This is a genomic window from Anaerococcus nagyae, assembly GCF_040364225.1.
GTDB classification, from domain to species: Bacteria; Bacillota; Clostridia; order Tissierellales; family Peptoniphilaceae; genus Anaerococcus; species Anaerococcus nagyae.
In genome coordinates this window covers 384,524-407,998 of sequence record NZ_AP031484.1, presented here as the reverse complement: position 1 = coordinate 407,998, position 23,475 = coordinate 384,524, and the positions used below count along the sequence as shown (strand labels likewise).

The window sequence follows — 23,475 nt, the reverse complement described above, 5'->3', positions numbered from 1 at the left end:
TTGACTTTTGTTAGCAGGTTTATAAGTAGAATTATTATGGGAGCTGGAGTTGGCCTTTTTAATGGTCATAGTGCAAATTATATAAATATATTTTTTGAAGGTGATGAAGCTTCAAAACTACATGGTATAAGAAATTCTACTGAATTTATAGGACAAACAATTTTACTATTCATAGCTGGACTTTTAATTAAAATAAAATGGACTTTCTCATTTTTAACCTATTCTTTAGCTTTTATTGTTCTTTTTTATTTTAATAAAACTATTCCTGATATTAATATTGAAGAAAAAGAAAATTTAGGAAAATTTCATTTTAATAAGCAAATCTTTTTTATATATTCTTTGGCGCTGTTATGATTATGAACGTAAGTTCTCTAAGTATAAGATTCCCTACAGTAGCTACACTGGCTAAGGGTAAGGGTGCTGATATTAATATATACATGATAGCCCTACCTCTATCTGGTATGATTTCTGGGTTTCTTTTTGGATTTATAAATAAAAATTTACGTGAAAATACTATTCTTTTAGGATTAGCTATATACACAATATTTAATGCAATTATTGCTTTGTTAGGTGATAATATGTATGTATTTTTACTTTGCATGGTCCTAATAGCTTTCTCACAATCACTTTGCACACCGTATCTTTTTGCAGAAGTTTCAAGATTTGTAAGAGGTAGCCATGCAAGGATTGCAAACAACCTTATTTTTATAGGTTGCAATATGGGAGGATTTGTAGCTCCTTTTTTTCTAAATGTAATTAATAAAATTCTGCATACAAATTCAATAACACTTTCCTTTATATCATTTAGTCTTATATACTCTATTATGTTTCTAATAAACTTGCGCGAATTTGTAAAGACAAGAAAAATAAAGCTTTTGTCACAAAATATATGATTCCAATATTGTAGAGTATCTTCTAAAAATATTTGATGCTAATGAGCCTTATAAATTATCATCAAATGTACTAAGAAGTTACTCTAATAGCTAAATTGCAATTAGTAAGCCTATAATTTTGCTTATTTTATAAATATACTACTACCATTTTCTGATATAAAATATTAACCTAGTTTAATAGGAAATATACTAATTTATGTACTTTTCTAAAATTTAATAAAATGTTAAAATATGATAAAGGAGATTATTATGAGAATGGTTGAAATAATAACAAAAGAAAACTGGATTAAAGAATATGACTTCTTTAATAAATTTAAAGAATCTCCATATTTTGATGTCCTACTAGAAACATATGAAAACTTAAATACAGATATACTTTTTAAATCCAAAGTCCATGGCCAAGCTCACATAGAAAGGGTCATTTTTTATTCGTTAATCTTATCTTGGAAATATAGCTTAGATAAAAGAGATACCGATATTTTAAGATATGCAGCAAGCCTTCATGATACAAAAAGAGAGAATGATGGATGGGATGTAGAACATGGTAGACGAGCTGCCATAGACTCAATAGATTATGCCAAAATCAATCCAGATGATAAAAATATTTTGCAAGCAGTTATTACTGCACATTCTGCTAATGACAATGATATGAAAGATATTATCGAAGAATTTGAAGTAAAAAACTTTGATAGAGCAATTTTTTTAACAAAACTATTTAAAGATGCTGATGGGCTGGATAGAGTTAGGATAAATAGGCTTGATACATCCTATCTTAGAAATGAATTTTCAAAAGAAATTGTAGATTTCGCCTATGTATTATTTGAAAAATACTAATGAAATTGACATATTAAGCCATCTATACTAAAATTATATTATATTAAAAAACTAGGAGAAAAGATGTCAAAAAGTATCAAAAAACTATTTTTAACTTCATTGGTATTTTCTCAAATTTTTATAAATCCAAGCTTGTCCCATGCAGATTCCATAGTTCTAAACAAAAATATAACTGATGGGGTAAATATTAGAGTCAAAGAAGATGTAAATAGTGAAATATTAGGTGGGATCGAAGATTTTACTCCCTATGAAATAAAAGGAGAATCAGACGATTGGTATCAAATAGAATATGATGGTCAAAAAGCTTATGTTGCCAAAAGATGGTTCTATAAGTTAAACCATACTAGTATAATTTCTGAGACCAATCTTAAAGAAAAACCTGATAGCAATTCTAAAAATCTTACCGACTATAAACTTAAAAAAGATAGTAAAGTAACTATCCTTGCCTTTGAACCTGATAGCGAATTTGTAAAAGTTTCGTATGATGAAGATTTTAAAGACAATAAGAAAATAAATGTAAAGAATCTAGCAGAAACTGAAAATGATTCAAAAAATAAATCAAGTGATAATAAAAGCAATGTTAAAACTGTAACACTAGGTAGTTTAAGTAGCTCTCTTGAAATCCCTGAGGTTGTTACTTTATCTAGCGAAAATAAAGACAATGATAATCAGAAAGATGATAAAAATAATAGCAAAGGATTGAAAGAAGGATATGTAAAGCTATCCTCACTAGCTATTTCAACTAAAAGTGGTAAGGATCTTGATGATTTTAAATCTTTTTATAACGATGTAAATAATCATATAAAAACTCAGCTTAAAAGAGAAGAAGAGTTAAAAAATCAGATGAAGAATATTACGGAAGTTAGATATGTAACTACTACCACCTACGGAAATGATATTCAATCCAATAATCAAGAACAAACAAGTGTTGTGGATAATAGTCAGACTATAACAGTACCAGTCACAGTATCAGAAGCTGGTACTAAACTATATAATTGGGCAACCCAATTTGTAGGAAGACCCTACGTTTGGGGTGGTGTAGATCCTTGGAATGGTATAGATTGCTCTGGTTTTACTATGCAAATATATAGACAAATAGGCATAAGTCTACCACACTTTGCCCAAAGTCAACAAAGATATGGTGTAGAAATACCTTTAGGTAGCGAAGCAGCTGGAGATTTAGTATTTTTTGGAACAAGCCTTAATAATATAACCCATGTCGGTATGGCAGATGGTAATGGTAATATGATCCACGCTTCAAATCCAAATTCAGGCATAAAGATAAGTCCTATCAGAAATCCAATTTCTATAAGAAGAATTATTCAATAAAATAATATAATATGATTATCCCCTATATAATTAAAATTTAGGGGATATTTTTATTCTAATCTTTATATTAATTTAGTTAGAAAAAGAGATTTATCCACTACGCTTCGCCTCGGTCGAAATGGATGGGTAGCTTTGTTCTCTTTGTTTTAAAAAATAAGTACAAATATCTATATCGATTAAATGGAGGGTATAGAGAAATATCATAGGTATTTCCAGATTTCTAAACTTCGATTCGCTCCAGTCGAAATAGGTGGATGATTTTATGAACTTTATTTATAGAATAATGACAAATAACTATATTGGCTAAATAGAGTACACAAAAAACATCATAAGCAATTATAGATTTCTCCACTCTACTTTGCTTCAGACGAATAGATAGAAATTTTATGTACTTTGATTATAAAATAAGTACAAATAATATACCAACCCGACTAAAGTAGAGAGATCTCTTAAGTACATCGATATTTCTAAAATATCCTGGCTAGATCTAAATTTGTTTTGTTATTTTTTTCAAAGCATAAAAAACTAGCTGAGATAAGCTAATATCCTAACTAGTTTTATTTATCTAATCATTATTTCCAGAAAAAATATTTACAAACGAATTTGCTATTGACTTAAAGAAGTTAAGTAATGAATCAAGTAAGCCACTATCTTGAGCTTCTTTTGCTATATTATCAATTGATTCTTTATTATCGTTATAAAATTTATTTGCATTATCAGCAAGTTCATTGCCGAATTTCATAAGATTTTCTCTTACTTCTTCACTATCTATAGCAGAGGAATTTTGATATTTATCAAAGTAATTTATAAGTATGTTTATATTATTATCACTTAGAACGTTTTGGAGATTTACATCTTTTAATGCATCTTGTATATAGATACCGATTTGATTAGCATCAGCCGCTTGTCCTGTTTCTTCTTTATGATCAGCTAACTTTTGCTTAACTTCTATAACAACCTTATCTAGATCCTCAGGTTTGAAATTATCTTTTCCTTCATTTTCTTTAGATATTTCATTTACAGCTTCCAATTCATCTTGAGCAACTTTTGCGCGTTCTGGATCTACTTTTTCTCCACTTAAATCCATAGCAACATATACTCCAACTAATGCTGACTCTCCTGTAACCGGTTTTGGACTTGCTACATAGATTTCTGCATCACTAATACCTGCTGTTATGGCAGCATTTGTATATTGTCCTTGAGTGATAGATGTAATATTTGTTGGAGTTACAATATTAACTTTGATTCCAGATTTTTCTGGCAATTTTTTAATATATACTGATGAAATCATATTGCTATTATCAGTATAATATCCTAAATATTTTTGTAAGTCACTTCCCGAAGCCCTACTATAATTTATATTTGAATCATTCTTCTCTACACCAAAAGCATCATTCATTTGATTAATTTGTTCTTCACTTAAAGCCGCTCCATAAACTACATCGTTTTTATTTGAATCAGCACTTTTTGCAAAGGAAATCGATGGCAGTAAAATACTTAAGACACAAACTAGTGTCAACAATCTTTTTTTCATAAACCACTCCTATAAACTTTCAATTTTTTCTATGATTGGATTTAATTCTGCTGGATTAATATCTTCAATTAGACCACTATCAATTTTTGAAGATATTTCTGGATTTATTGGTAGTTTTGCTATGGTATCAATATTATGATTTTCTGCAACTTCATCAACGTGACTATCGCCAAATATCTTATGCTCGCTTCCACAATCTGGGCATTTAAAATATGACATATTCTCTACTATTCCTATTACTTTTTTACCCATCATACGAGCCATCTTAAGTGATTTTTCTACAACCATTCCAACTAAATCTTGTGGTGTTGCTACCGCCACTATTCCATCTATTGGTAAAGATTGGAATACTGTAAGTGGTATATCACTTGTTCCTGGAGGCATGTCTATGAGCATATAATCAATCTCTCCCCAATCTACATCCGAATAGAACTGCTTGATTACCCCAGTTACTATGGATGATCTCCACACTACTGGATCCGTCTTATTTGGTAGAATCATATTAACTGAAATAACTTCTATTCCATCACGAGATAGACCTGGGTACATAAGTCCTTCTTTAGTACCTCTTACACTTTCGTCTATACCAAAAGCTTGTGGTATAGATGGTCCTGTAATATCAGCATCAAATATAGCTACTTTGTAACCTTTTTTATTTAATTTATTAGCAATCATACTAGTTACAGATGACTTACCAACACCACCTTTACCACTCATAACTGCTATAACATGACCAACTCTAGAACCTTCATGAAGATTAACCTTAAATTGATCGAAATTTCTTTTTTTTTCTTCCATCATAAACTCCTTTATTTGAAAAGAAAAAAGCATTATTAAAAATGCTCTTCTTTTTATTAATTATATTCAACTTTCATTAAATTTCCATTAAAGTATTTACAGTAAATTATTAGTTATAATAAAAATATTAAAATTCGATCTTCATATCTCCATCTTTTATAAGGTCTTTTTTATACATTATCTTATAAATTATAAAAGATAAAATAGCTGGAAGGATTATTTGTAAGACTAGAATTTGTAATAAAACTGCACCTATTCCCCTACTTGACCCTAAAGTTTCTAGAGTAGAAATTTGTCCTACTAAACCGCTTGTTCCCATACCAGATCCTAAAGGTGAATTCTCCATCTTAAAACCTACTGTTGCAATTGGACCAATTATCGCTCCAGAAAGAGTTGCTGGTAACCATATCCATGGGTTTTTTATTATATTAGGTACTTGAAACATGCTAGTTCCAAGCCCTTGGGCAAGTAAACCTTCTATTCCATTATCCTTATAGGATACAACTGCAAAACCAACCATTTGTGCGCAACATCCTACTGTAGCTGCTCCTCCAGCAAGTCCCGATAAACCTAGCATCATGCAAATTGCAGCTGAAGATATTGGAAGAGTCAATGCCACTCCTACTAAAGTAGAAACTACAATACCCATTAAAAATGGCTGAAGTTCTGTAGCATGCATTATAACATTTCCAATCCAAGTCATAAAACTTGCCACGCCTGGACCTATAAAATCTCCTAGAAAAACTCCTATAAGAATTGTAACAGTTGGTGTAATTATTATATCAAGCTTTGTTCTCTTTGAAACTAACTTACCAAATTCCGTTGCAAAAATAGTAGCGATGTAAACTCCGACTGGCCCACCTAGCTCATAGGCACCAAGACCAACTATTGTTGATGCAAATAAAACTAAATTAGGAGCATTAAGTGCATAAGCTATAGAAACAGCAATAGCCGCACCTGTAGCCTTCCCAACTAGAGGCCAAATCCTTTCCGTAAAAAAGCTTATAGCAAAAATATTTCCTATAGAATTTAAAATAGTTCCTACTAGAAGAGAAGCAAATAGTCCAAAAGCCATTGCTCCTAGAGCATCTATAAAATATACCTTAGGAGAAAGACTAATACCTTGTTCATCTAAATATTTTCTCATAAAATCCCCTTACAATTTGATGAAACTAGTATACCACAAATATTTCCCGTTGTATACACAGACAAGTATTTAATTTACTAACTAATTCTATGCAATAAATTAATTAAAATATTAGCTATTTCTTATTTCAAATATCCCTTAGCTTTAAGAGCTTTTTCTATTTTTTCTATAACTTCTATACTTTCAGCACTTATGGTGTGAAAATGATTGTTTAAGGTTAGGTTTTTTAGCGGAGTAGATTCGTCCATACTTTTTACGAAATTATTTACGCCATTTCTGGAATGGATGTCTAGGTCTTTTTTTATAATTCCATATACTGGATGATTTATAAATACATCTATTATTACTCCCCCATTATCAACTATAGTATTTAACTCGTCTTTTATATCTTTATCTTCATGGCTTGACTCTATAATCCTAATTATATTTTTACTATCGCCAATTTTATATCCCTTATTTGTAGAGATTATATTTATACCAAAGGCTTTAAGTACTCCTATGTCTTTTACGATTATTTGTCTAGATACAAAAAAGTGTTTGCCTAAAGCTTCCCCACTTATAGGTTTTGACGCTTTTTGTAATAATTTAATAATTTCTTCTTGTCTATTACTTAATTTCATATTTTCCCTCTTTAAATAAGTATACCATCCTCTCTTGACTTTTATAAAAAAATCTTGTATTATATGAAAAATGACATTGATAAGAAGAGTAGCTTATAGGAAAAATAAAGAGAGTCCCTGTTTGGTGCGAAGGGATATTTGGAATATATGTGAAAAAAGCCTTTGAGTTTCTTTGGGGATAGTAATTGATCTAAAGACGGGTTTGCCCGTTATAGCAAACGAGTATGATGGTACTTATTGAGATGTGCTTTGTGAAAAGTGCATGAATTTGGGTGGTAACACGGCATTCGTCCCATAGCGGATTAGAAGCACGTGTATTTTTTTTGCTTAAAATAAACTAATCCAAATTTTATGAAAGGAATTATTATGAAAAGAATAAAAAGAACATTATTGAATCTGATCTTAATTTTATTTGCATTTTCAGGTGTCAGCTACGCAAGTAACCAAGATCCAGTATTAAGAGTTGGTATGGAAGTAAATTATGCTCCATTTAATTTTTCAGAAGTAGATGATAAAAATGGAGCTATCCCAATTGCTAATTCAAATGGTGAGTATGCCAATGGCTATGATGTAGCCATAGCAAAGGAACTTGCTGATAAACTCGGAATGAAGCTAGAGATTTATAAGATAGATTGGTATGGATTAATACCAGCTCTTACCAGCGGTAAAATCGATGCTATAGTAGCAGGTATGAGTCCTACCCCTGAACGTAAAGAACAAATAGATTTTACAAATAGTTATTACAATGCAGAAGTTGGAGTAGTTGTTAAAAAGGGGTCTTCATATGAAAAAGCAAAGAGTATACATGATTTTAAGGATGCAAAGATCACAGCCCAACTTGGAACATTCCACTATGATTTGATAGATCAAATGGATGGAGCGAAAAAGCAACAAGCTCTAGACTCTTTTCCAACTATGATTACTGCAACAAATGCAGGTACAATAGATGGTTATCTTTCTGAAGAATCTGGCGCAGCTAGCGCTGTTAAATCAAACCCTAATTTAGTATTTTTAAGTTTCAAAGATAAAGATGGGTTCACAATAGATAAAACCTACACTTCTGTAGCCGTAGGGGTAAAAAAAGGTTCAGAACTTACCGAAAAAATTAACAAAGCTTTAAATACTATCCCAGAATCAGAAAAAAAAGACATAATGGATAAAATGGTTGACTTAACAAGCGAAGTAGATAAAGATGAAAATCCTACTAGTGAGCAAAGCTTTGGAGCAGAGATGAAATCTATATGGCAAAGATATTCCTCACTATTTATTAAAGGTATATTAAATACATTATTTATAGCTATAGTTTCTACTACTTTAGGATTTTTGATTGGTCTATTGGTAGCAGTTATTAGAAAAATACAAGTTAACAAAATAAAAAATCCTATCGGTTATGTCCTTTATAAAATCATCAACTTTGTCCTAGGAGCTTACATAGAAATTTTTCGCGGCACACCTATGATGGTACAAGCTGTAATAATTTTTTATGGACTAAAGCAATACTTTAATATAGACCTATCAACTATGTTTGCAGCCATACTAATAGTTTCAATAAATACAGGCGCTTATCTATCAGAAGTAGTGCGTGGTGGAATCAATTCTATAGATAAAGGGCAATTTGAAGCCTGTAAGGCTTTGGGAATGACTCACTGGCAAACAATGAAAAATGTAATCATTCCTCAAGCTGTAAAAACTATCCTACCATCACTCGGTAATGAATTTGTAATAAATATCAAAGATACATCAGTACTTAATGTAATATCAGTTACAGAATTATTCTTTATGAGTAAGTCAGTTGCAGGATCTACCTATCAATTCTTCCCAACTTATCTCATAACAGCAATAATCTATTTTGTATTAACTTTTGTAATAACAAGAATACTATTATTAGTTGAACGCAATATGAATGGACGTGACTTTATCCATGAATCTAGTACAGGAGTAAAACATGCCAATAATTGAAGTTAAAAATCTAGAAAAAAACTTTGGAGATAATTTAGTACTTAAAGATATAAATTTTAGAGTAGAAAAGAACGAAGTAGTGTCAATAATTGGTTCATCGGGTTCTGGTAAATCTACCCTACTTCGTTGCCTAAATCTCTTAGAAACACCAACAAGCGGTCAGATCCTATATGATGAAAAAAACATTTTAGATAATAGTTTTGATGAAAGACATTATCGCTCAGAAGTGGGCATGGTTTTTCAAAACTTCAACCTTTTTGATAATAAAGATGTTTTAGAAAATTGTACCCTTGGACAAGAACTTGTTCTACACAAAAACAAGAAAGAAGCTAAAGACTTAGCTATGGAATATCTAACAGATGTTGGTATGGATAAATTCTTCCATGCAATGCCAGATCAATTATCAGGTGGTCAAAAGCAGAGAGTCGCTATAGCTCGCGCCCTTTGTATGAATCCCAAAGTTCTATTATTTGATGAGCCTACAAGTGCTCTAGACCCAGAAATGGTCGGAGAAGTCCTAGATGTTATGGCTAATCTTGCTAAAACAGGTATCACTATGATCGTAGTAACTCATGAAATGGACTTTGCTAGAGATGTATCAACTAGGGTATTATTCATGGACAAAGGTATAATCCTTGAAGATGGTTCTCCAGAAGAAATTTTTGAAAATCCACACCATAAAAGAACACGCGAATTTCTTTCACGTTTCTTAAATAAATAGGAGTTTAAATGAAAGATTTAGTAGAAATATATTCATCAGACAATGATTCATTTGCTGTAGGTTATGTAATCTATCAAAGTGATGATAGATTATTCACCCACCTTGTAGATGATCAAGGTAAATTTGATGGTTATTTATTGTTTGATAAAAATACAATTGACGGTATTGAAAAGAATAGCGAATATCTTAAAAAAATTGAAACCTATATGGGTTTTTGGGGCAATATCTCTATAGGTGATAGCGATAACGAGATATACTCTTCTAAACCTGACTTTATAGATCTAATAAAATATGCCAAAGATCATAAGAAAATCATAAGACTTGCGACAAGTTTTAATTATTATGATTCTATAACTGGTTTTGTAAAGGACTATAATGACGATATTGTCAATATAGATGCAATAAATACATCAAATGCCAAAATATTTGATACATTCGAAATACCAATAGAAAAACTTATAAGCCTAGAAATAGAATCAATAGATAATTTCTTGCTAGGCTACGCTTATAAAAAATCATGAATAATACACTTTTATTAATAATTTTAAATCTAATAGGTAAACTTTTTGCTTTTGGTAGAGAAATGATATTTTCTTATGTATATGGTACAGGCCCTATAACAGATGCCTTTAATACCTCAACTACAGCTGCTACCCTCATATTTTCAGTAATAACTTATGCACTAAGCAAAACCTATATACCAACTTACGAGGAAATAATAAAAAAAGAGGGGGAAAAATCTGGAGATAAATTTACAAATAACTTATTGAACTTTTCCCTTTTTTTGTCAACGTTAATAATGATTGTAGGGTTGATATTTGCTCCATCAATTGTTAAGCTCTTTGCAGCAGGCTATAGTGGAGAAAAATTAAAAATAGCAACTTTATTTATGCGTGCCATAATGATTACCATATATCCAAATATATACGCTGCTATTTTATCTGCTTATTTACAAGTTAAGGGAGACTTTCTTACACCAGCATTACCTTTTCTAATCCTAAATGTAATACTATCTATAACAATAGTTATATCTAAGTCCAATGTAAGTATTATAGCAATCGGTATATTTTTGGCCTACCTTGTCCAGTTTGTAGTATTTCCAAAAGCTATTAAAAAAGTAGGGTTTAAAAGAGGAAAAGTAAAATTCGTATATGATGAAAACATCAAAAAAATTGTTCTTTTATCCCTGCCTACTACATTTTCTATGGCAGCAGTCTATATATCAACTATTGTAGATCAATCATTTGCTTCTTTAGTTGCAAGCGATGGTGGAGTTTCTATACTAAATTATGCACTGAAGATTATAAGAATAATAAGTTCTACATTTATAGTGCCTTTCCAAGTTACTGCATATCCAATTATAGGCAAACTTGTAGCAGAAGGTGATATAAAGGGAATGAAGGAAGTTACAAGTAAAACAATGGTTAAAATACTTATACTATTTGTCCCATCAATTATAGGTATGATGGTCCTATCAAGGCCAATAATATCATTTGTATACTATCGAGGTGCTTTTTCATATCAGGATATGATTATGACAAGTGATGTATTATTTTACTACACACTTTATTTAATAGGTCCTGCTATAGTAGATGTACTTTACCTATCATTTTTTAGTCACCAAAATACAAAAGTACCAACTATAATATCATTTGTTCAGTTAGGTATAAATATAATCCTCGATTATACTCTTTCTAAAGCTTATGGATTGGTTGGGTTAGCCCTTGCTACAACAATTAGCCAAGTAGCTCCGATAGTGATAGCCTTTATAATCTATAATAAAAGCTATGGAAGCTTAAATATAGGATATATTTTTAAAAATTTAATGAAAATATTATTAGCTGGAGCTATAATCGGAGCATTTGCAAACTACTTCTACAAATTAAGACCATCTAATTTATGGTTATTAGTTACTATTGCCCTTACAGGACTGATTTATCTTCTTATCGTATATTTACTAAAAGTCGATGAGCTTGATGAAATAGCATCTGCCTTTAAGCTAAAAAAGAAAAAATCATAAGAACTTTATCCATTAAAAAATCCCCAAAATCTAAAGTACGATTTTGGGGTATTTCTATCTTAGGAAAAATTATAGGAAAGTCTATGCTCTCTCATCTGTAGCAATTACATTTACTCCTGTATCTAGGACGTTATCAATTACTACATCACCTATATGCACTGGGGTTTTAATCTCAGTATTATTGATTTCTTTCATACATTCAAATATTAATCCTTTTGGAATAGCAGTTTCTGTTTTTACTGGAACACTGTAAGCATTACTTCCAGAAATTTTAACTGTTGAACATACCATCCTCTTTGGATCCTTTACTTCATCTCTTACGTAATTTTCTCCACGTTTACAGTTATTTCCTGATATATCTGTTATCTCTTCCCCATCCATGGTTACTACTACTTGACAACCTAATGGGCAATTGATACATGTGAATTGTTTTTTCATACTTCCTCCAATTTAATAGTGATTTTTTTAGTTTCTGGATCTATATCTTCTTTTTTAAGTCTGAGTAGTTCCATTTCACCTGGAGCTAGAACTCTTTTTTTACGCTCAACTATGCATTTATCATCTGTATATACACAAATTTTTCTAGATGGGTATACGTTGTTCACTCTAAATTTAACTATTATTGATTCATCCATATTTTCATAATCTATAAATTGAGGAAGTGTGTATGATATGCCATTTCCTGCTTCTAGATCAATTGTATGCTCTGATGTTTCTTTGAATTCACCTTTTATATAGTTTGCTGCATTAACTGCTGCAAGTTCACTTTCTTCCGATACAAAGTCTACTAAATCATGAACGTGTAAAACATTTCCTGCTGCAAATATGCCATCTACATTTGTCATTAGCTTATCTGATACATAAGCTCCCTTTGTTCTTGGATCTAGTTTAATATTTGCCTCTTTAGTAAGTTCGTTTTCTGGTAGAAGGCCAACTGAAAGAAGAACTGTATCACATTCTACAAATTTTTCTGTTCCTTCAATTACTCTTAAGTTTTCATCTACTTTTGATAGATAAACTCCTTCTACTCTATCAGTTCCTTTAATGCCTGAAATTGTTGTTGAATAATAAAGTGGAATATCATAGTCGTGTAAGCATTGAACTATATTTCTCTTTAGACCACCTGAAAATGGCATAAGTTCTGCTACACATTCTACTTCTGCGCCTTCTAGAGTCATACGTCTTGCCATGATAAGTCCTATATCTCCAGATCCTAATATAACTACTTTCTTTCCTGGTAGATATCCTTCAAGATTTACTAATTTTTGAGCTGTACCTGCACTATAAACACCAGCTGGACGACTTCCTGGAGTATTTAGCGCTCCTCTTGGTCTTTCTCTACAACCCATAGCTAGAATTATTGCTTTTGGTTTTACTTCAAACATTCCACGTTCTTCATTCATTAATAAAACTGTTTTATCTTCGTGAAGATCCATTACGATGGTATTCATCATTATATCTATATCTCTTTTTTGAGCTTCATCAATAAATCTATGTGCGTATTCAGGACCTGTTAACTCCTCTTTGAATCTTTGTAACCCAAACCCGTTATGGATACATTGATTTAATATACCACCTAATCTATTATCACGTTCTACCACAAGGATATTTTTGATTCCTTCATCGTAGGCTTTTACTGCTGCTGAAAGTCCTGCTGGACCTCCACCAATTATTACTAAATCATAGTCTTTCATTTCTTCCCCCTACTTTGCTCTCTTTTCAATATAGAAAGAGTCTTTACCTTTTTTAGTTATCTCTTCTTCACTAACGCCAAGTTCTCTAGACAAGATCTCAATAATTGATGGTAAGCAGAAACCACCTTGGCATCTACCCGCTGTAGCTCGACAACGTCTCTTGATTCCATCTACTGTTCTTGCTCCAACAGGTGCATGGATGGCATCTACAATTTCGCCTTCGGTTACTTTTTCACATCTACAAATAATCTTGCCATATAATGGATTTTCTTTAATAAGCTCATTATGCTCTTCCCTTGTCATCTCACTTGTTTTTGGAATAGCTTTTCTACCTGGCTTAAAATCAGATTTTTCTTCTAATTCTAGGGAGTCTTTGATAAGATCTGCCATATACTTACCAATAGCAGGTGCTGATGTAAGTCCTGGAGATTCTATACCTACACAATCAAAAAATCCTTTTTTACTTTCCTCTAAGATAAAGTCTCCGTTTGATTCATGAGCTCTGTTTCCTGAAAAAGAGGTGATTACTTGACGAACAGGAACATTATCTACTGTATCATTTACTTTATCAATTACTTCTTCTATAGCCTCTCTAGTTGTTACTAAGTCTGCTTTATCATCAACAAAGTCTGATGTAGGTCCTATCAAAGTATTATCATCAATTGTAGGAGTTACAAGTATACCTTTACCTTTTTCTGTAGGTAGGTTAAATAAGACATGATTTACATATCCTTTTGTTGCTTTATCAAGGAGTAAATATTCTCCACGACGTGCTCTGATTTCAAACTTATTATCATCAAATACCATATCATGGATTTGATCAGAATATAAACCTGCTGCATTTACAACTGCCTTTGTTTCTATTTCTTCACCATCAGCAGTAATTAACACATAGTGATCTTCTTTTTCAACTATATCTTTAATTTCTGCATTTAATTTATATTCAACACCATTTATATTTGATCCTTCAGTATAAGCTATGTTCATTAAAAATGGATCTACTATACCAGCTTCTTCACAGTATAAAGCAGCATATACGTTTTCTTCAACATGAGGTTCTAATTCACGAATTTCTTCGTTATAAATTATTTTCATGCCACCAACACCATTTTCTATACCTTGATCATATAGTTTTTGTAAATTTGGGAAGTCTTTTTCATCATGGCATAAAACTAAGGTTCCTATTTGCTTGTATGGAAAAGATAGCTCATCTGCTAACTCTCTCATCATGTGGTTACCTTCAACATTCATTTTCGCTTTCATACTACCTGGCTCAGCATCATAGCCACCGTGGCAAATAGCAGAGTTTGCTTTTGATGTCTCTTCGCAAACATCAGCATGCTTTTCTACTACAAGGAAATCTCCCTTGTATTTTGATAAATTGTAAGCTACAGATGTGCCTGTTACACCTGCTCCTATTATTACAACATCTTTCATATTCTTCTCCTTATATGTACTAAAAAAGAGCCAGCATATGGCTCTTTTGGGCAAAAGAGTCCTAGAAAATCCTTAAACTCTTTCTCAATTACTATTCTACTTTAAATCCTTAGCCCAGTCTACTGATCTAGAAATCGCTTTTTGCCAATTATAATCTTTTTTATCTCTTTCTTCTTTAGAAATTTCTGGCTTAAATACTTTATCAATTTTACGATTTTCTTTGATTTCATCAAGACCCTTGAAATAACCTACTGCTAGACCTGCTAGATAAGCTGCTCCTAAAGCTGTAGTTTCAAGTGTAGCTGGTCTTTCTACTGTTGTCTGAATCATATCAGCTTGAAATTGCATTAGGAAATTATTTGCACTGGCTCCCCCGTCAACCTTAAGCTCTTTTAGATCATTACCCGAATCAATACTCATTGCTGCTAAAACATCATTTGTTAGATATGCAAGGGATTCAAGTGTAGCTCTTACTATATGATACTTGCTAGTTCCTCTAGTAATACCTACTATAGCTCCTCTAGCATATGGATCCCAATATGGAGCACCTAGCCCTGTAAATGCTGGCACCACATAGCATCCATCTGTATCATCAACTTTTGTAGCCATATATTCTGTATCATCAGAAGCATCTACTATTCTAAGTTCGTCTCTTAACCATTGTATCGCAGAACCTGCAACAAAGATTGAACCTTCAAGAGCGTAATTTACTTTGCCTTCTTCAAGTCCCCACGCAATCGTTGTAATTAGACCATTTTGTGATGAAACTGCTTCTTCGCCAGTATTCATAAGTAGGAAAGCACCTGTACCGTAGGTATTTTTAGCTTCACCTGGGTTAAAGCATGTTTGACCAAACAAAGCACATTGTTGGTCACCTGCCATACCTGCAATCTTAATTGGAGAACCAAATAATTTTTCATTTGTTTCACCGTATACACAAGATGATGGTTTTACTTCTGGAAGCATACATTTTGGAATATTAAGCATTTCACAAAGTTCATCATCCCATTCTAAAGTGTTTATATTATAAAGCATGGTTCTAGAAGCGTTTGTATAGTCTGTTACATGAACTTTACCACGAGTTAAATTGTATACTAACCATGTATCAACTGTACCAAATAATAATTCACCATTTTCAGCTCTTTGTTGACCATTTTCAATATTATCTAGAATCCATCTGATTTTTGTAGCTGAGAAATATGGGTCAACTACAAGACCAGTTTTTTCTTTTATCATTTTGCCATAACCATCTTCTACGAGCTTATCAGCCATATCAGCGGTACGGCGACATTGCCAAACGATTGCATTATATACAGGAGCACCTGTTTTTTTATCCCAAACTATAGTAGTTTCACGTTGGTTAGTAATACCAATTGCAGCAATATCACTTGCATCAATATTTTTCTTAGCTAAAGCTTCAGTACAAACTCCAAGTTGAGTTGACCAGATTTCTGTAGCATCATGTTCTACCCATCCAGCTTTTGGGAAATACTGGGTGAATTCTTTTTGTGCAACTGAAATAATTTGTCCTTCTTTGTCAAAAATGATTGCTCTGTTACTGGTTGTACCAGCATCTAAGGCCATGATGTATTTACTCATAATATCCTTCCTCCTACATAAGCCATACATTATAATTGGATGATGAGATTGCAATAGCTTCTGAATTTAAGGCATCCATAACTTCCTTCTTTGTAGAAATTAATCCGCCAGCAACTATTGGTATATTAGTTCTTTTTTTTATATCCTTAATTTGATTAGGTAATATTCCAGGAAGTATCTCGATTATATCACAGTTAACATCTTTTATAGTTTGTTTCATATTTTCAAAACTCATACTGTCAATAACAAAAAATCTTAAAACTGCGAAAAGTCCAAGTTTTCTTGCATAAACTACATTAGAAGCCTTAGTAGAAATAATCCCATCAGCTTCAGTATATTTTTTTATAAAACTTGCAGCAAACGAAGAGCTTGAAAGACCTTCTATAAGATCTTCATGGACTATAACAATCTTATCCCTATCCTTAAGTTTTTTTACTATAATTGGTATAGTTTCAATATTGCCATAAAGTACAAAGACAATTTTATTATCGCATTCCAAGCATTTTCTAAGATCTTTATTATTTTTTATTGCCATAATCACTGGATTACTATAAAGCTCCTCGAAAATACTTTCCCTAGTCATAAAACCTCCATTTAAAAGGACAAAACGAGCCCATTCATATTCAATTGGCTCGTTTCTCATCACTCATATTATTATATATACACTTTATCATAAATTTTATAGTTTTGCAAATCTTTTCCTAAATATTTTACTAGAAATTTTGCTTACCTTCTGTTACACCATCTCCACTTAAAACTTTTGGGATTGTTTTTAAAAATATTTTCAAATCATTTATAAAAGTTAATTGACTAGCATATAAACCATCTGTATAAGCCTTATCTTTTGGAGATAAATTATCTCTACCAGATATTTGTGAGAGTCCAGTAATACCTGGTTTTGCTGAGTAAGCATTATTAGCAGCTCTTAAATCTAACAATTCTTTTTCCTTTAAAATTACAGGTCTTGGCCCGACAAAACTCATATCACCTTTAAGAATATTAATTAACTGTGGGATTTCATCAAGACTTGTCTTTCTTAAAAACTTTCCTAAAGGAGTTATGTAAGCATCTGGATTATCTAGCTCCCATGTGGAAGCGTTTTTGGGAGCCGACATTTTCATAGATCTAAACTTATAGCATAAGAAAGGCTTGTTATACCTGCCTGCTCTTTCTTGTTTAAATAACACAGTTCCTTTCGGTTCATATATTTTTGATATAATAGCTATTATCAAAAATAATGGGCTAAGGATTACTATAAGTATTAAACTTAATAAAAAGTCTAATAATGGTTTTATTAAATTTTGATACATATAACCTCCTTGCCCTCATTTAGTCAATTCGTAAACAAAGCAAGTTCTTTTTCGTTTAATTCTCTATAATCGCCTTCATTTAGGAATGGATCCAGTCTAAGTTCCCCTATTGCGATTCTCTTAAGCTCTACTACTTCATTTCCTAAATTTGAAAAAAGTCTTTTTACTAAATGAAACTTTCCCTCAGTAACTTTTACTATGGCTTTTTTATCATCTATTATCTTAAGTTTAGCTGGACGAGCTTGATAATCATCTTCTGCTATGTAAACACCTTGTAAAAATTCTTCTACTAAAGACTCATCTATTAAATCCCTAGTCTCTACCTCATATGTCTTTTCAATATTTGAATTAGGACTTGTAATCTTATGTATAAAATTTCCATCTGTTGATAAAATTAATAATCCTCTAGTATCTTTATCTAGCCTGCCTGCTATAGATAAGTCAAGTGTTTTATAAAAATCATCCAAAATATCAACTACAGTGGGATCAACATCATAAGTTGAAGATATGTAACCTTGTGGTTTATTCATCATTATATAGATATTTTCAAAATATTCTACAAATTCCCCCATATAAAAAACTTCATCTACATTAGGATCAACTTGGGTTGATGTATCTTTGACAATATCCCCATTAATAACTAGAGCTCCTTTTTTTGCATTACGCTTGATATTTCTTCTTGTATCAAGGTTAGCATTTCCAATCATCTTATCTACTCTCATCTATTCCCCCTATCACTTTGTATACAGCTTGGTTAAGTTCCTTATAAGATTCATAGAAATCTTCTAGATACTTACTACCTTTAGCTGTTATATAGTAATACTTACGGCGTGGACCTATCTCCGACTTTTTATAGCCTCCCAATATATAACCTTTTTTTGTAAGTCTTTGCAAAATTGGATATACTGTACCCTCTGTCATAGTATAGAAGCCATTGTGCTTTAGCTCTTCTACTATTTCATAGCCGTAAGTTTCATTATTTTTTATAATATGGAGAATTACCCCATCTATTACCCCTTTTAGCATTTGAGATTCTATCATATTATCACCTTTCTATATTGTATAACATAGTAGACAATAATCAATACCTATCACAATAATATTTCATAGGGCAAAACTTACACTCACTTGTATCCGATGTTTTACCATATATATTCTCGTTTAAAATATTTTTTGCTATCCCATCAATAACACTTATATCAAAATTTAAATCTTCTACTTTAATTAACTCGTCTTTTTCTATAAAATAAAGATATAAATTATTAGTTTTTTCCTTATTAAGCTCCATAAGATACTTATAAGTTACCAGCTGATTTTTATATTTTTTTAAAGTTAAATCATCAAATGATCCTGTTTTTATATCCATAATAGAATTGTCTTCTAAGATAATGTCAATATTTCCTTGGAGTATATAAAAATCCCTATCTAACTTGTAATTTGACTCTGTGTCTATCACCTTGAAATCTTTCTTGATAAAATTTAAAATAACATTTTTATATTTTAAATTATTCTTTAAAAAAGGTTCTATATTAGAATCGCTAGGATATTTTGAAATATATTCACTTAGCTCATGAACTCTACTACCATAAATTAAGTTTTTAGTTTTAGGTAAACTATAGGACAACCTTCTTAAAAACTTATATTTAAGTGGACATGCATTATATATTTCTATATCTGTAGTATAAGCCAAAATTTGCTTATTTCTTTTTTCTTCATGCCTTTTAAAATCAATAGTTGAAAGAATTGAACTATCATTAAGCTTTTTCGAAAAATTTTCTAATCTATAATCTCTAGAATTATCCAATAAAACTAGCAAATTCTTAGCCCTAGTAAATGCAGTATAATATTTTCTATAAAAATCTTTAATCGGCCTTTTATTATCATTTTCTTTATAAGAGTAATACTCAAGTAGTCTAGGATGATCTCCCCTAGGATAATCATTAAGACCAGATACAAATACCACATCAAATTCTAACCCTTTAGAATTATGAATAGTCATAAAGTTTATAGCTTCATATGATTGATTCAAGGCTTCAAATTCTCTTATAGAATTTGTCTTGTAAAAATAAAATATATAACCATAAATAAATTCAAAATAATAATCAGAATCATTTTTATCAAAAATTTGCTCGTACTCACTTAATTTTCTTGAAAAAATTCCTATATTATTAAGAGCTCTATCATTTTCTATACTTCCCAGTTTTTTATCAAGAATTTCTTTTAAAATTTTTAAACTAAAGGACTTATACAAAATCTCAGTTAAACCAATATCTTTTTCGTTTCTAAAATAAGATACTAACTTATCCATTTCCTTAGATTTTATAGTTTGATCATCAAATAACGATGCTAAATACTGTCTATATTCCAACTTCTTTTTTTGCTCATAGCTTAGATAAGGATTATCCTCTAAATTACTAGGATAAGAAGTAAATACCCTTACAAAAATATACATAAGAATTCTTATTTCATATCTTTCAAAAAAATTACTTGATCCCATATTTAAGACAGCAAGCCCCTTTGATTCTAAAAATGCTTGCAAACTTTTAGGATAATAGCTATTAAGGGTAGGAAAAAGAAAACCTATCTGGTTTAAGTCAATATCTCTATTTAAAAGTTTTATAATTTTATATAGGTTTTCAAAATTATCAGCTCTGGCCCTAACAACCGAATTCTCATTCTTGTTATCTTTAAAAGAATTTAGCACCTTATTATCAAATTCCTCAACATCCATCCATGACTTTGCTATATCAATTATAGATTGATTAGAGCGATAATTTATATCTAAGCTATAAAAATTAGCATCTACTCCTAGTTTGTATTTACAAACTTTACCAAAATCCAAGAGATTTTTAGGATCTGCTCCCCTAAAGCTATATAAGGACTGATCATCATCTCCAAAAACCATAATATTTTTATCTTTTATCAGCTTAAAGGCTATCTCTTGTTGAATAAAGTTTGTATCCTGATATTCATCAATTATAACAAAATCAATAGAGTTTCTAATCTCTTCTCCAATTTGAGAATCGCTTAGTAAATCATAAAAGTTTTTTAAAATCAATTGAAAATTTATCAAATTATTTTCTCTTAATATCTCTAGATGATTTATATAAACTTCATATGCTAGCCTATCCTTTGGATTATTTGAAATTTTTAATGAATTGATGTCTATTAGATTATTAGTAATATCTTCAAAAACTTCTTGTATAAGGCGAACTCTATTGCCACTAAAGCTTTCCTTAAAACCATTTATTTGTTCAAAACGATATAAGTTTCTTTCCAATAAATATCCTTCTGTATAAGAATCGATTACCTCAGCCTTAAAGAAGTTATTATTAAGCTTCTTATATTGGTCTATATAAATATTTGCTAAAGAATGGAAATTTCCTATTTTCAGATCTTTTAGGTCCGTATTTATATTTTCTTTTGTAAATTCTGATAGTATTCGACTATTAAGTTCTGCAGCTGCTTTTTTAGTAAATGTGGTAATTAGGATTCTATTAGCTGGAATATACTCATTTTTTACCAAATCCACAACTTTTTTTACAATTGTAAAAGTCTTACCTGTTCCTGGTCCTGCGATAATTGCAGCTGGAGTTTTAGCATCTTCTATTACTTTCTTTTGGGCTTTATTAATCATAACAAGAGTTCATAGGCATATCTCGGCATAGGTCTACCATTATCATTTATATAGATAATTCCTATATATGAAAACCCAAGCTTTTTTATAAGCCCTCTCATCCTAAAATTATCCTTATGAGTATCAATCCTAAGTGAATCCTTACCATTCTTTATTGCAAAATCTTTTATTTGCTCAAAAAATAGGCTTCCTATTCCCTTTCTAGCTTTGTTTTTATCTACACAAAATGTATGGATTGTAATGGAATCATCGCCTTTCATAGCTTTTCGTACACTGGCATAAGTAGGATCGTAGTCAGGGCTAAGATAAGCATAGGCTAAAATTTCTCCATCTTTCTCATATACGTAAGAATTATTTCTTGAAACTTGTTGACCTAATAATGACAAATTAGGTGTACCATTTTGCCACTGATCAACGCCATCATTTTTTAATGATTTCTTAGCTTTTTCTAATATTTCTGATACTTTTTCTAAATCTTTAAAATTTGCTTTTCTCATAAAAGTATTATACCATTATTGTTTTTAAGTAATTTGTGAAAATTCGGGTAAAATTTAACATAGACGATAAATAATTAGAATTTAAAGAGGTGTTATATATGTACGATTATTTAATAATAGGAAATGGTATAGCTGGTCTTTCTGCTACAGAAGAGATTAGAAAAAAAGATGCTGACGCAAAAATACTTATAGTATCAGCTGAAAAACCAAGCACATATTGGAGAACAAGACTTTCTGATTTGATTTCTAAAGAATTCAATGACGATGATATATATGTAAAAAAAGAACCATGGTATAGCGAAAGACATATAGATGAAAGACTACAAACAGCTGTAGATAAATTAGACCTAGATAGAAATGTAGCTGTCCTATCAGATGGAGAAGAAATAGAATATGCAAAGGCACTACTTGCAACAGGAGCACATCCATTTGTACCACCAATAAAAAATATTAGCAGCGATGGGGTTTTTGCTATAAGAACTATTGATGACCTCATGAATTTTAAAGATTATGTAAACGGCAAGGATAAAGTTGTTGTTATAGGTGGAGGCATTTTAGGACTTGAAGCTGCTTATTCTGCAAAACTTCTAGGTAAAAAAGTTACAGTTATAGAAAGCTTTGACTATTTATTATCTCGTCAACTAGACCAAGATCTTTCTCAAAAACTTGAAAGTACATTAAATGATATGGGAATTTCAACTTATACAGGTAAAAACACTAGTGAAATTTTATCTAAAGATGGCAAAGTGATAGGAGTTAAACTTGATGATGGAAGTACTATAGATGCCGATGCAATCATGGTTCAAGCTGGCGTTCGTTCAAATGTAGAAGTTGCTAAAAATTCAGGACTTGAAGTAGATCGAGGAATTATAGTAGATGATACTTTACAAACTGAGAAAGAAAATGTATTTGCTGCAGGAGATTGCGCTCAAATAGGCAATTTTACAATTGGCTTATGGACTTCCAGCCAAGAAATGGGCAAAATTGCAGGACACAATATGACAGGTAGCAACGAATGCTACGAAAAGCCAAAGCCATTCTCAACTTTAATGATAGGCGATACAAAGATATTTTCGGCAGGAATTACTTCAGGTGAAGGTATAGAAGAAATATCTAGTGAGAAGGACGGAAATATCTACAAGCTATTTAAAATGAGCGATCAATACGTAGGTGGAATTCTTTGGGGAGATATAAAATATCAAAACGATGTTAAAAATATAGTATTTTACCACGAGGAATTAGAAAATACTAAATTATCCGAGATGTTTAAATAAATTTTATATTTGAAAATTTATTTACCTAAGAACAGGACAATAGTATGTCCTGTTTTTTTTGCTTAATATTAGAGATCTCTCCACTTCGGTCGAGATGGTTTGTGTTTCTCACAATTTTACTATGCAGGCTCCAACCATTTCTAACAGAGCAAAAGGAGTGGAGAAAGCTTAG

23 protein-coding genes and 1 other annotated feature are annotated in these 23,475 nt (G+C 31.1%); of the genes, 9 read left to right on the top strand and 14 right to left on the bottom strand.

Going from position 1 to position 23,475, the window contains the following annotated elements; translation table 11 throughout:
- Positions 1-36: 36 nt before the first annotated feature.
- From ABXG81_RS01850 to ABXG81_RS01835, 4 genes are all read left to right on the top strand, one after another.
- A complete protein-coding gene (locus tag ABXG81_RS01850) occupies positions 37-354 on the top strand; it encodes a hypothetical protein (protein ID WP_353528984.1) in 318 nt (105 codons plus the stop codon).
- Positions 351-893: an MFS transporter gene (locus ABXG81_RS01845; RefSeq protein WP_353528983.1), complete on the top strand. Its 543-nt coding sequence runs from the start codon at positions 351-353 to the stop codon at positions 891-893. The genes ABXG81_RS01850 and ABXG81_RS01845 overlap by 4 nt, the downstream gene beginning before the upstream one ends.
- A gap of 249 nt (positions 894-1,142) precedes the next feature.
- On the top strand, positions 1,143-1,727 hold the full coding sequence (locus tag ABXG81_RS01840; protein ID WP_117521802.1) for an HD domain-containing protein: 585 nt from the start codon (positions 1,143-1,145) through the stop codon (positions 1,725-1,727).
- A 63-nt stretch (positions 1,728-1,790) separates the two neighbouring features.
- A complete protein-coding gene (locus ABXG81_RS01835; RefSeq protein ID WP_353528982.1) occupies positions 1,791-3,056 on the top strand; it encodes an SH3 domain-containing C40 family peptidase in 1,266 nt (421 codons plus the stop codon).
- 565 nt (positions 3,057-3,621) lie between these two features.
- Here ABXG81_RS01835 and ABXG81_RS01830 read toward each other — a convergent pair.
- From ABXG81_RS01830 to ABXG81_RS01815, 4 genes are all read right to left on the bottom strand, one after another.
- On the bottom strand, positions 3,622-4,590 hold the full coding sequence (locus ABXG81_RS01830; RefSeq protein ID WP_117521804.1) for a DUF1002 domain-containing protein: 969 nt from the start codon (positions 4,588-4,590) through the stop codon (positions 3,622-3,624).
- Positions 4,591-4,599: 9 nt separating this feature from the next.
- Positions 4,600-5,388, bottom strand: coding sequence for an Mrp/NBP35 family ATP-binding protein (locus ABXG81_RS01825; protein ID WP_353528981.1), 789 nt, complete (start codon positions 5,386-5,388; stop codon positions 4,600-4,602).
- 127 nt (positions 5,389-5,515) lie between these two features.
- Positions 5,516-6,535, bottom strand: a complete 1,020-nt coding sequence (locus ABXG81_RS01820; RefSeq protein WP_209814107.1) for a PTS sugar transporter subunit IIC — start codon at positions 6,533-6,535, stop codon at positions 5,516-5,518.
- A gap of 122 nt (positions 6,536-6,657) precedes the next feature.
- A complete protein-coding gene (locus ABXG81_RS01815; protein ID WP_316122046.1) occupies positions 6,658-7,155 on the bottom strand; it encodes a transcription repressor NadR in 498 nt (165 codons plus the stop codon).
- Positions 7,156-7,222: 67 nt separating this feature from the next.
- Positions 7,223-7,453: a binding site (T-box leader), on the top strand.
- 68 nt (positions 7,454-7,521) lie between these two features.
- Here ABXG81_RS01815 and ABXG81_RS01810 point away from each other — a divergent pair.
- Genes ABXG81_RS01810 through murJ form a run of 4 tightly spaced genes read left to right on the top strand, consistent with a single transcriptional unit; the run spans position 7,522 to position 11,855 of the window.
- A complete protein-coding gene (locus tag ABXG81_RS01810) occupies positions 7,522-9,114 on the top strand; it encodes an ABC transporter substrate-binding protein/permease (RefSeq protein WP_353528980.1) in 1,593 nt (530 codons plus the stop codon).
- Positions 9,101-9,835, top strand: coding sequence for an amino acid ABC transporter ATP-binding protein (locus ABXG81_RS01805; protein WP_353528979.1), 735 nt, complete (start codon positions 9,101-9,103; stop codon positions 9,833-9,835). Before ABXG81_RS01810 ends, ABXG81_RS01805 begins: the two co-directional genes overlap by 14 nt.
- 8 nt (positions 9,836-9,843) lie before the next feature.
- Entirely contained in the window at positions 9,844-10,356 is a 513-nt protein-coding gene (locus ABXG81_RS01800) for a hypothetical protein (protein ID WP_209814112.1), read from the top strand.
- On the top strand, positions 10,353-11,855 hold the full coding sequence (gene murJ / locus ABXG81_RS01795) for a murein biosynthesis integral membrane protein MurJ (RefSeq protein WP_316122049.1): 1,503 nt from the start codon (positions 10,353-10,355) through the stop codon (positions 11,853-11,855). The genes ABXG81_RS01800 and murJ overlap by 4 nt, the downstream gene beginning before the upstream one ends.
- 81 nt (positions 11,856-11,936) lie before the next feature.
- Here murJ and ABXG81_RS01790 read toward each other — a convergent pair whose 3' ends face one another.
- The 10 genes from ABXG81_RS01790 to ABXG81_RS01745 form a co-directional block, all read right to left on the bottom strand.
- A complete protein-coding gene (locus tag ABXG81_RS01790; RefSeq protein ID WP_117521812.1) occupies positions 11,937-12,293 on the bottom strand; it encodes a DUF1667 domain-containing protein in 357 nt (118 codons plus the stop codon).
- Positions 12,290-13,549 carry an NAD(P)/FAD-dependent oxidoreductase gene (locus ABXG81_RS01785; protein WP_117521813.1) on the bottom strand — a complete coding sequence of 420 codons (1,260 nt, stop codon included), beginning with the start codon at positions 13,547-13,549 and terminating at the stop codon, positions 12,290-12,292. The genes ABXG81_RS01790 and ABXG81_RS01785 overlap by 4 nt, the downstream gene beginning before the upstream one ends.
- A 9-nt stretch (positions 13,550-13,558) precedes the next feature.
- The gene (locus ABXG81_RS01780) at positions 13,559-14,986 is read right to left on the bottom strand and encodes an NAD(P)/FAD-dependent oxidoreductase (RefSeq protein WP_353528978.1); all 1,428 of its coding nucleotides are present in this window, start codon (positions 14,984-14,986) and stop codon (positions 13,559-13,561) included.
- Positions 14,987-15,082: 96 nt separating this feature from the next.
- Positions 15,083-16,585, bottom strand: a complete 1,503-nt coding sequence (gene glpK, locus ABXG81_RS01775) for a glycerol kinase GlpK (RefSeq protein ID WP_209814116.1) — start codon at positions 16,583-16,585, stop codon at positions 15,083-15,085.
- 13 nt (positions 16,586-16,598) lie between these two features.
- Positions 16,599-17,168: a glycerol-3-phosphate responsive antiterminator gene (locus tag ABXG81_RS01770; protein ID WP_209814118.1), complete on the bottom strand. Its 570-nt coding sequence runs from the start codon at positions 17,166-17,168 to the stop codon at positions 16,599-16,601.
- Between the two features lie 130 nt (positions 17,169-17,298).
- Positions 17,299-17,895, bottom strand: coding sequence for a sugar transferase (locus ABXG81_RS01765; protein ID WP_353528977.1), 597 nt, complete (start codon positions 17,893-17,895; stop codon positions 17,299-17,301).
- A 23-nt stretch (positions 17,896-17,918) separates the two neighbouring features.
- The gene (locus ABXG81_RS01760; RefSeq protein ID WP_209814122.1) at positions 17,919-18,617 is read right to left on the bottom strand and encodes a 16S rRNA pseudouridine(516) synthase; all 699 of its coding nucleotides are present in this window, start codon (positions 18,615-18,617) and stop codon (positions 17,919-17,921) included.
- Positions 18,604-18,936, bottom strand: coding sequence for a PadR family transcriptional regulator (locus ABXG81_RS01755; protein ID WP_181965134.1), 333 nt, complete (start codon positions 18,934-18,936; stop codon positions 18,604-18,606). The genes ABXG81_RS01760 and ABXG81_RS01755 overlap by 14 nt, the downstream gene beginning before the upstream one ends.
- 40 nt (positions 18,937-18,976) lie before the next feature.
- Entirely contained in the window at positions 18,977-21,532 is a 2,556-nt protein-coding gene (locus ABXG81_RS01750; protein WP_353528976.1) for an ATP-dependent DNA helicase, read from the bottom strand.
- The gene (locus tag ABXG81_RS01745; RefSeq protein ID WP_353528975.1) at positions 21,529-22,029 is read right to left on the bottom strand and encodes a GNAT family N-acetyltransferase; all 501 of its coding nucleotides are present in this window, start codon (positions 22,027-22,029) and stop codon (positions 21,529-21,531) included. The genes ABXG81_RS01750 and ABXG81_RS01745 overlap by 4 nt, the downstream gene beginning before the upstream one ends.
- A gap of 98 nt (positions 22,030-22,127) precedes the next feature.
- Here ABXG81_RS01745 and ABXG81_RS01740 point away from each other — a divergent pair, with 98 nt between their 5' ends.
- Positions 22,128-23,303 carry an FAD-dependent oxidoreductase gene (locus ABXG81_RS01740; RefSeq protein ID WP_353528974.1) on the top strand — a complete coding sequence of 392 codons (1,176 nt, stop codon included), beginning with the start codon at positions 22,128-22,130 and terminating at the stop codon, positions 23,301-23,303.
- Positions 23,304-23,475: the final 172 nt, after the last annotated feature.